We start from the raw sequence: 7,133 nt of genomic DNA on the forward strand, positions 1-7,133 counted from the left end.
TCAGTCAGAGTCCCCAGCCGCAAAGGCGCCGTTCAACGCGGCGTGATCCTGAACAGCGGCGATCGGTCAGGCTGGGTGGTCACCACGCCCACCGGCATCACCGGCGCCCGGTCGACGACCTCGATCCGGAAGGCGCCGACCAGCCGCGCCAGCGCCAGCACCGCCTCGACCAGCGCGAAATGCGCGCCGATGCAGACGCGCGCGCCAGCGCCGAACGGCAGATAGGCGAACCGCTCCGGTGGAGGCGCGCCGGGCATGAAGCGCTCCGGCTTGAAGGCATTGGGCGCGTCCCAGAGCTTCTCGTGCCGGTGCAGCAGCCAGGGCGAGATCAGCACGACGTCACCGCGCTTGATCTGGAAGTCGGCGATGCGGTCTGGGCCGCTCGCGGCACGCGCGATCAGGAAGGCCGGCGGATACAACCGCAGCGTCTCGTCCATCACTGCGCGGGTGAACGGCAACTGGTCCGGATTGCTGAGATCGGTCGCGGCGCGCGCCTCCTCCGCGAGCTTGTCCTGATTGGCCGGATCGAGCGCGATCAGATACAGCGCCCAGAACAGTGCGGTGGCCGTCGTCTCGTGACCGGCGAGGATCATGGTCGCGACCTCGTCGGCGAGCTGCGCATCGGTGAACGCCGCGCCGGTCTCGGGATCGCGGGCCGCCCCCATCAGGTCGAACAGGTCGCTCGGCGGCGCGTCCTCGAGCTTGCCGGCCGCGCGGCGCTCGGCCATCAGCGTGCCGATGAAATCGGTCCAGCGCCTGCGAAAGCGGCGGCGGGCAAAATCGCGCGGCGTCGGCCAGGACAGCGGCAGCACGATGTCGAGCAGATGCGGCGCCGCCAGCCGTTCGCCATACTCATAGACGAAGTCGCGCAAGGTCGTGCCGTGGCGGCCCATCTCGAACGAGAACATCGTGCGGCCGGCGATGTCGAGCGTCATCCGCTGCATGATCTCGCGCAGATCGAGCGGCTGCCCGCACTGCTGCCGCATCCGGTCGACGGTCTCATCGGTGACCGCGACCATGTGCGGGATGAGCCCGGAGACCGCGCGCGGCGTGAAGGCCGGCGCCAGGGTGCGGCGCTGGTGCTTCCACGCTTTGCCCTCGGCGATCAGCAGGCCGTCGCCCAGCACCGGCCGAAGCACGCGGATGGCGCCGACGGTGCGGGCGTAGTTCTCCCAATTGTCGACCAGCACATGCTTGATCGTGTCGGGCGTGTTGAGGATGTAGCTGGAGCTGCCAAGGAAGCGGCCGCGGATGATCTCATCCTCATAGGCGCGCTGGCTCCAGGTGGCGATCGCGTTCTGCCCCATCATCAGCACGCGGCGCAGCGTGCCCATGCTGTCGGGGGCGCGCGGCGGCATCGGCGGGATCAACGGTCCCCGCGAATGCGGAACCCGTGCCTGCGGCAGATAGTGAATCTCGGCGGTGCTCATGGAATTCCCCGCAGCGACCTTGCGCCGACGCGCCGGCTGTCGCAGCCGGGCGCGGCCCGGCTTGCGTCAAGGGCAAACCTATCCAGGCCGCGTGCTGCCATCGTGACGGGGAGGACCCGACTTCGGGCCCTCCATGAGCTTTGACGTACCATCTTACTCCAGCAACTAATTAGTCAGCTCGATCATCGCAATCCTACTTTCTGATGCTGGCCAAAGACGGGCGGCGATGCGTTCGTCGTTGAACAGTCCGATGACGCTGCGTCCGACTTCGCCCGCCGGCAGCCGCAATGTCGCTGCCGCGTCGGTAGGTACTCCCTTCTGTACGTCGGCGGGTTCCTTGCCGTCGAGGAGCACGATGTCGCGCGGCAGGCCGAAATAGCCGCGCGGCCTGGACATGATGACGATGGCGCCCGCACCGGCGTCGGCCTGGCCCAGCGGTCGCGCCGCGCGCAGATGAACGACATCCGACGAGCGCGGGAACGGCGAGCGGTAAAAATGCGTGATCGGCGCGCCCGGCGATGTCAGCACGATCTCGATATAGGAGCTCGGGTCGATCTGCGCAGGACCCCAGCGGCCGTCGGCGCCGGTCTCGCCGCGATAGACCGGCTCGCCATTGCGCGCGCCCGTCTCGCTGGAGACGCGATAGACCTCGACGCTGGCGCCGGCCACCGGACGATTGGTCGGCGCGCCGCCCGGCGTTCCCGTGACCAGGCCGCTGATTCGCACCTCGCGCTCCGGCTGGATCGCGATGAAGGCCGGCTCGCGGCCGGCAATGAATTTGTAGATCTCGCGGAACGCGCGCGGATGGAACGCGACCTCGCGATGATCGAGCGTGCCGATCACGAGGTTGGTGGCGCCCTTCAGTGCCGGCCCTTCGGCGGTGATGCCGGTCGGCACGCCGGGCTTGCCGACCAGACGGCCATCGGGCTGCGCATATTTGTCGAACCCGTCGCTGCGCAACGTGAGGAAGGCGGTGCCGTCCGTCACCTCGCTATCCGCGCCATTGAGGCCGCGCAGGAACGGGCCGCGTCCGTTGAACTCGTTGCCGAGGCCGTCGTCCCAATCGAACACGCCGTGATTGGGCGTGCCGCACAGCACGGCGTGGCTGACGTCCGCGCTGCCGCCATTCTTCACGACGTTGCGAATCGCGTTGCCGCCGCGCGAGCTGCCGACCAGCGCCACCCGCGCCGCGCCGGTCTGCTGCTTCAGCGCCTTGATGGCATCGGCGAGTTCCCGGCGCTGGTCGTCGGTCGACGAGCGGTTCGGCTGCGCCACGGTGTCGTCGTTGCGGGCCAGCGGATCGGTGAAGTTCAGCGCGGCCAATCGCGTGCGCGGCACGCCATTCGATTCCAGCCGCCACAGCGTGGTGATCCACAGTGCGGCGTGATCACCGTTGCCGTGCACCAGGAGAATGGGCGGGATGTCGCCAGCCGCGGCGCTCGTCGTTTGCGCGCGAGCAGGTAAGGACAGACCGCCGGCAAGCAGCGGCAAGGTGCTCACGCTCTTCAGGATGGTGCGGCGCGTCAAATTCATCGGCGATCTCCCCTTGGTCTCATTCATTTTGTGTTCGTGGGCCGCAGTCCAGGATCCGGCATGGGAGCACTGGACAGCGGCGGACATTCGCAGGCATCACATACGTCCGGCCGGAATCAAGCGATAGTTCAATGCGACGGAGTCCGGCGCGCGGAATTCAGCGCCGTTGGGGTGGATCGACCTGCATGAATGCGCCGCAGAAACGTGAGCTGTTCGCCGCCGAGAGCATCGCAGCGCCGCTGCGGCACGTCGTGTTCCGCCGCATCTGGCTGGCGAGCCTGCTCTCCAATCTCGGCCTTCTGATCCAGGCCGTCGGCGCCGCCTGGTCGATGACGCAGATGACCGCGTCGGCCGACAAGGTGGCGCTGGTGCAGACCGCCTTGATGCTGCCGATCATGTTGATCTCCATGCCTGCCGGCGCCATTGCCGACATGTATGACCGGCGCATCGTCGCGCTGGCTGCGCTGGCCGTCTCGCTTACAGGGGCCGTGACGCTGACGGTGCTGGCATGGCACGGTCTCGTGACACCAGAGCGCCTGCTCGCGCTGTGTTTCGTGGTCGGCAGCGGCATGGCGCTGATGGGCCCGGCGTGGCAGTCCTCGGTCAGCGAGCAGGTGCCGCCGGAGACGCTGCCCGCCGCGGTCGCGCTCAACGGCATCAGCTACAACATCGCCCGCAGCTTCGGCCCGGCCATCGGCGGTGTCATCGTCGCGGCCGCCGGGGCGGTCGCAGCCTTTGCGGCAAATGCGCTGTTGTATCTGCCGCTGCTGGCCGCGCTGTTCCTGTGGCGGCGTGTGGTCGAGCCGAGCCGGCTGCCGCGTGAGCCGCTCAACCGCGCCATGGTGTCCGGCGTCCGCTACATTCTGAATTCGCCGTCGATCCGCATCGTGCTGATCCGCACCCTCGTGACCGGCCTGATCGGCGGCTCGATCTCGGCGCTGATGCCGCTGGTCGCACGCGACCTGCTGCATGGCGGCGCGCAGACCTACGGCATCATGCTCGGCGCATTCGGGATGGGCGCCGTGGTCGGCGCGCTCAACATCGGCGATATCCGGAAGCGGCTGTCCGGCGAGGCGGCGATCCGCAGCTGCGCATTGACGCTCGGTGCTGCGACGGCCGCCGTGGCGCTGAGCACCGAGCCGGTGCTGACGGCAGCCGCGCTGGTCGTGGCCGGCGCGGTGTGGATGCTCGCGGTGGCGCTGTTCAACATCGGCGTGCAGCTGTCGGCGCCGCGCTGGGTCGCCGGCCGCGCGCTGGCCGCGTTTCAGGCCGCGATCTCCGGCGGCATCGCGATCGGCAGCTGGGGCTGGGGCCGCCTGACCGACGCCGCCGGCGTCGAGGTCGCTCTGCTGGTCTCGGGCGCGCTGATGGTGGCGTCCCCCTTGCTCGGTCTCTGGCTGCGGATGCCGCCGATCGGCGCCCGCAACGAGGATGCCGAAACCCTGGCCGATCCGCAGGTCCAGCTCGAGCTGACGCCGCGCTCGGGCCCGCTGGTGGTCGAGATCGAATATCGCGTCGCCGAGGACAATGCGCGCGCCTTTCACGATCTGATGCAGGAGGTGCAGCTCAGCCGGCAGCGCAACGGCGCCTATGGCTGGTCGATCGCACGCGACATCGCCGATCCCGAACTCTGGACCGAGCGCTATCACTGCCCGACCTGGATCGACTATCTGCGTCAGCGCAACCGCTCGACCCGGACCGAGCGCGAGCTGCACCAGCGCGCCATCGACTTCCACATCGGGGTCGATCCGGTCCGCATCCGCCGCATGCTGGAGCGGCCGTTCGGCTCGGTCCGCGCCAAGGGCGACATCGACCGCACCGCCGAGCAGGCGCCGGCCGTCGCCTCGGCCGCGCGCAGCGGGCCGTAGGCAGTCCCGCAATTCGTTTGAATGCTTGTCGAGTGAGGCGGACCTACTGCCCGTGGTCGGTCAGCACCTTGTCGCAAGGCTTCGACAGCTTGGCGCGGTGCTCCTTGAGGCAGGCCAGCACCGCCTGGTCGCCATTGTTCATCACGGCACGGCAATACCGCGACACGTCGCGGGCGCAGGCGTCCTGGCCGGGCTGCTGCTGGGCCGATGCGGCCGTGGCCATCAAGACCACGGGAATGACCACCAGAAATCTGCTCATGACCGACGCCTCGCTCCAGCATTGAAGGTTTGGCGGCGCTTTTAGTGATCGCAACCGGGCCTCGCAAGCGCCTCGGTCGCAGCCGGGGCGCGCATCACGGGGCGTTGCGAGCGGGCGCTCAGTTGGCGTCGCCGGCCTCGGCGACCTTGCCGCCGCGCTTGGCCACTTCCTTGTCGAGCACGATGCGGCAGCCGGAGCTCAGCGACGACCGGTTCTTGATCATGCAGGCGGTGATCGCCGGGATGTTCGGGATCTCGCTGCTGCACAGACGGAAGGCGTCGCCGGTGCACATCTGCTGCGCCTCGGCACTGAAGGCGAAGCTGGCGGTCGAGGCGAAGGTGGAGAGGGCGGCGGCGCTGACAACCGTCAGAACAGCGTTGCGCAGCAGATTGGTGGACTTCGTCATGGCTGGCTCCCATCGGCTCGGCGTGATTGCGAGCCCCGTGTTCAATGCGTCCATCATGGCCCGGTCGCTCTCTAGCAACAGTGATGCGGGTCACGCCAGATCGGGCCGTTCAACCCCGGCCTGTCCGCCGCGCAGACGTTTCGGCCGCGGCGACGTGTCGCTCCGGTGAAGTGCCGGTTTGGCCGGCGCATCATCCTGGAAATCTTGGCCGATCCTGGCCGTGTTGGCACCGCGTTAAGGATTCATTGGCACTAATGGAAGCTAATCGAAGGGCCGGACAGTGTTGCGTTCGGCGTCTTGTGTCTCGCGTTTTCGGGAAGAGTAACCATGCGTAATGCGTTAGGCTTGCTGCTGGCCACCGTCGTTGCGGCGCTGGCGATCACCGGCGTCTGGTATTGGATTTCGAAGCCGAACGCCGCCAAGGCCGCAGCGCAGAGCGCAGCGGTGAGGCCTTCCGAGCCGGCGCCGGCGCCCGCCAGAGTGGCAGCCAGATCCACGGCCAAGGACGACGTCGAGATCACCGGCACCGTGCCCGCGAAGCCGGCCGCCGCGCCCGTGCTGCCCAAATCCAGCTGCGCCAATCCGGACGCGCTCGGCATCTCCCGCACCGTCGTCGTCGACACCAAGGGCGGCCCGGGCTTCGGCCTCGATCATTTCAAGCAGTTCGACTTCCTCGCCGACCGAGAGGTGGTGCTGACCTTCGATGACGGCCCGTGGCCGGTCAACACGCCGGCCGTGCTGAAGGCGCTGGCCGACGAATGCACCACCGGCATCTTCTTCACCATCGGCAAGCACGCGACCTATCATCCGGAGATCCTGCGCCAGGTGCTGGCCGCCGGTCATGTCGTCGGCGTGCACACCTGGTCGCACGTCAACCTGAACGGCAAAAAGATGACCGATCAGACGGCGAAGGAGGAGTTGGAGAAGGGCTTCAGCGCGGTCAAGTTCGCGCTCGGCAGCAATCCGGCGCCGTTCTTCCGCTTCCCGCAGCTGCAGCACCGGCCGTCGGCGGTGGCCTATCTCGGCGAGCGCAACATCGCGATGTTCTCCTGCGACGTCGACAGCTTCGACTTCCGCTCCAAGGATGCCGACCAGGTCGTCAACACGGTCATGACCGGGCTCGACAAGAAGGGCAAGGGCATCATCCTGATGCACGATTTCCAGAAGAACACCGCGCTGGCGCTGCCGACCCTGCTGCGGCGGCTCAAGGCCGGCGGCTACAAGGTCGTCGCGATGAAGCCGAAGGGCACGCTCGACACGCTGCCCGAATACGACGCGATGATCGGCCAGGACCCGAAGCTGCCGACCACGATGACCAATGCGCGGCCGATCTCCAGCGTGATCCAGACCATCTCGCAGTGATGCTCGCGTTCTGCAAGACGCGAAATGCAAGACGCGAAGGCCGGGCGGCAGGCCCGGCCTTTTTCGTTGCGAGAGCATGATGCGATCAAGCGGAAATACCTGATGCTCTGACCGACGATTGGGACGAGGCTCGCCAGAGCTCTGCGCGACGCTCGCCGACTGCCGATGGGACGATGGTCAGGTGCCGCCATCTCAGTCTCACCCTCCCCTGGAGGGCAGGGCTATCGCACGTGAGCGAGGAGTTCGAAAAAGAAGTCATCGCTCCAACCGGCGCG

Annotated in this window: 6 protein-coding genes; 2 read left to right on the forward strand and 4 right to left on the reverse strand. The window is 67.7% G+C overall.

The genetic code is table 11. From position 1 onward, the window contains the following. Positions 1-32: 32 nt before the first annotated feature. Together ACQR07_RS35920 and ACQR07_RS35925 are read right to left on the reverse strand one after the other, a co-directional pair. Positions 33-1,430 (reverse strand): cytochrome P450, encoded by a 1,398-nt coding sequence (locus tag ACQR07_RS35920; protein WP_434906764.1) that lies wholly within the window; start codon positions 1,428-1,430, stop codon positions 33-35. A gap of 165 nt (positions 1,431-1,595) precedes the next feature. After that, positions 1,596-2,963 (reverse strand): hydrolase, encoded by a 1,368-nt coding sequence (locus ACQR07_RS35925; protein ID WP_434906765.1) that lies wholly within the window; start codon positions 2,961-2,963, stop codon positions 1,596-1,598. A gap of 185 nt (positions 2,964-3,148) precedes the next feature. On the opposite strand from ACQR07_RS35925, the gene ACQR07_RS35930 reads away from it, so the two are divergent. Further along, the gene (locus ACQR07_RS35930) at positions 3,149-4,831 is read left to right on the forward strand and encodes an MFS transporter (protein WP_434906766.1); all 1,683 of its coding nucleotides are present in this window, start codon (positions 3,149-3,151) and stop codon (positions 4,829-4,831) included. A 43-nt stretch (positions 4,832-4,874) separates the two neighbouring features. Here the strand turns inward: ACQR07_RS35930 and ACQR07_RS35935 are convergent, their stop codons facing one another. Beyond that, positions 4,875-5,090 carry a cysteine rich repeat-containing protein gene (locus ACQR07_RS35935; protein ID WP_434906767.1) on the reverse strand — a complete coding sequence of 72 codons (216 nt, stop codon included), beginning with the start codon at positions 5,088-5,090 and terminating at the stop codon, positions 4,875-4,877. A 118-nt stretch (positions 5,091-5,208) separates the two neighbouring features. Continuing rightward, on the reverse strand, positions 5,209-5,496 hold the full coding sequence (locus ACQR07_RS35940) for a hypothetical protein (protein WP_434866545.1): 288 nt from the start codon (positions 5,494-5,496) through the stop codon (positions 5,209-5,211). Positions 5,497-5,823: 327 nt separating this feature from the next. Between ACQR07_RS35940 and ACQR07_RS35945 the strand changes: the two genes are divergently transcribed. Continuing rightward, the gene (locus ACQR07_RS35945) at positions 5,824-6,858 is read left to right on the forward strand and encodes a polysaccharide deacetylase family protein (protein ID WP_434906768.1); all 1,035 of its coding nucleotides are present in this window, start codon (positions 5,824-5,826) and stop codon (positions 6,856-6,858) included. Positions 6,859-7,133: the final 275 nt, after the last annotated feature.

It is taken from the genome of Bradyrhizobium sp. HKCCYLS20291 (assembly GCF_051167715.1).
Taxonomy (GTDB): Bacteria; Pseudomonadota; Alphaproteobacteria; order Rhizobiales; family Xanthobacteraceae; genus Bradyrhizobium.

Coding starts and splice junctions, on each gene's coding strand:
- ACQR07_RS35920 (WP_434906764.1), bottom strand. CDS start 1,430: ATGAGCACCGCCGAGATTCACTATCTGCCGCAGGCACGGGTTCCGCAT.
- ACQR07_RS35940 (WP_434866545.1), bottom strand. CDS start 5,496: ATGACGAAGTCCACCAATCTGCTGCGCAACGCTGTTCTGACGGTTGTC.
- ACQR07_RS35935 (WP_434906767.1), bottom strand. CDS start 5,090: ATGAGCAGATTTCTGGTGGTCATTCCCGTGGTCTTGATGGCCACGGCC.
- ACQR07_RS35925 (WP_434906765.1), bottom strand. CDS start 2,963: ATGAATTTGACGCGCCGCACCATCCTGAAGAGCGTGAGCACCTTGCCG.
- ACQR07_RS35930 (WP_434906766.1), top strand. CDS start 3,149: ATGAATGCGCCGCAGAAACGTGAGCTGTTCGCCGCCGAGAGCATCGCA.
- ACQR07_RS35945 (WP_434906768.1), top strand. CDS start 5,824: ATGCGTAATGCGTTAGGCTTGCTGCTGGCCACCGTCGTTGCGGCGCTG.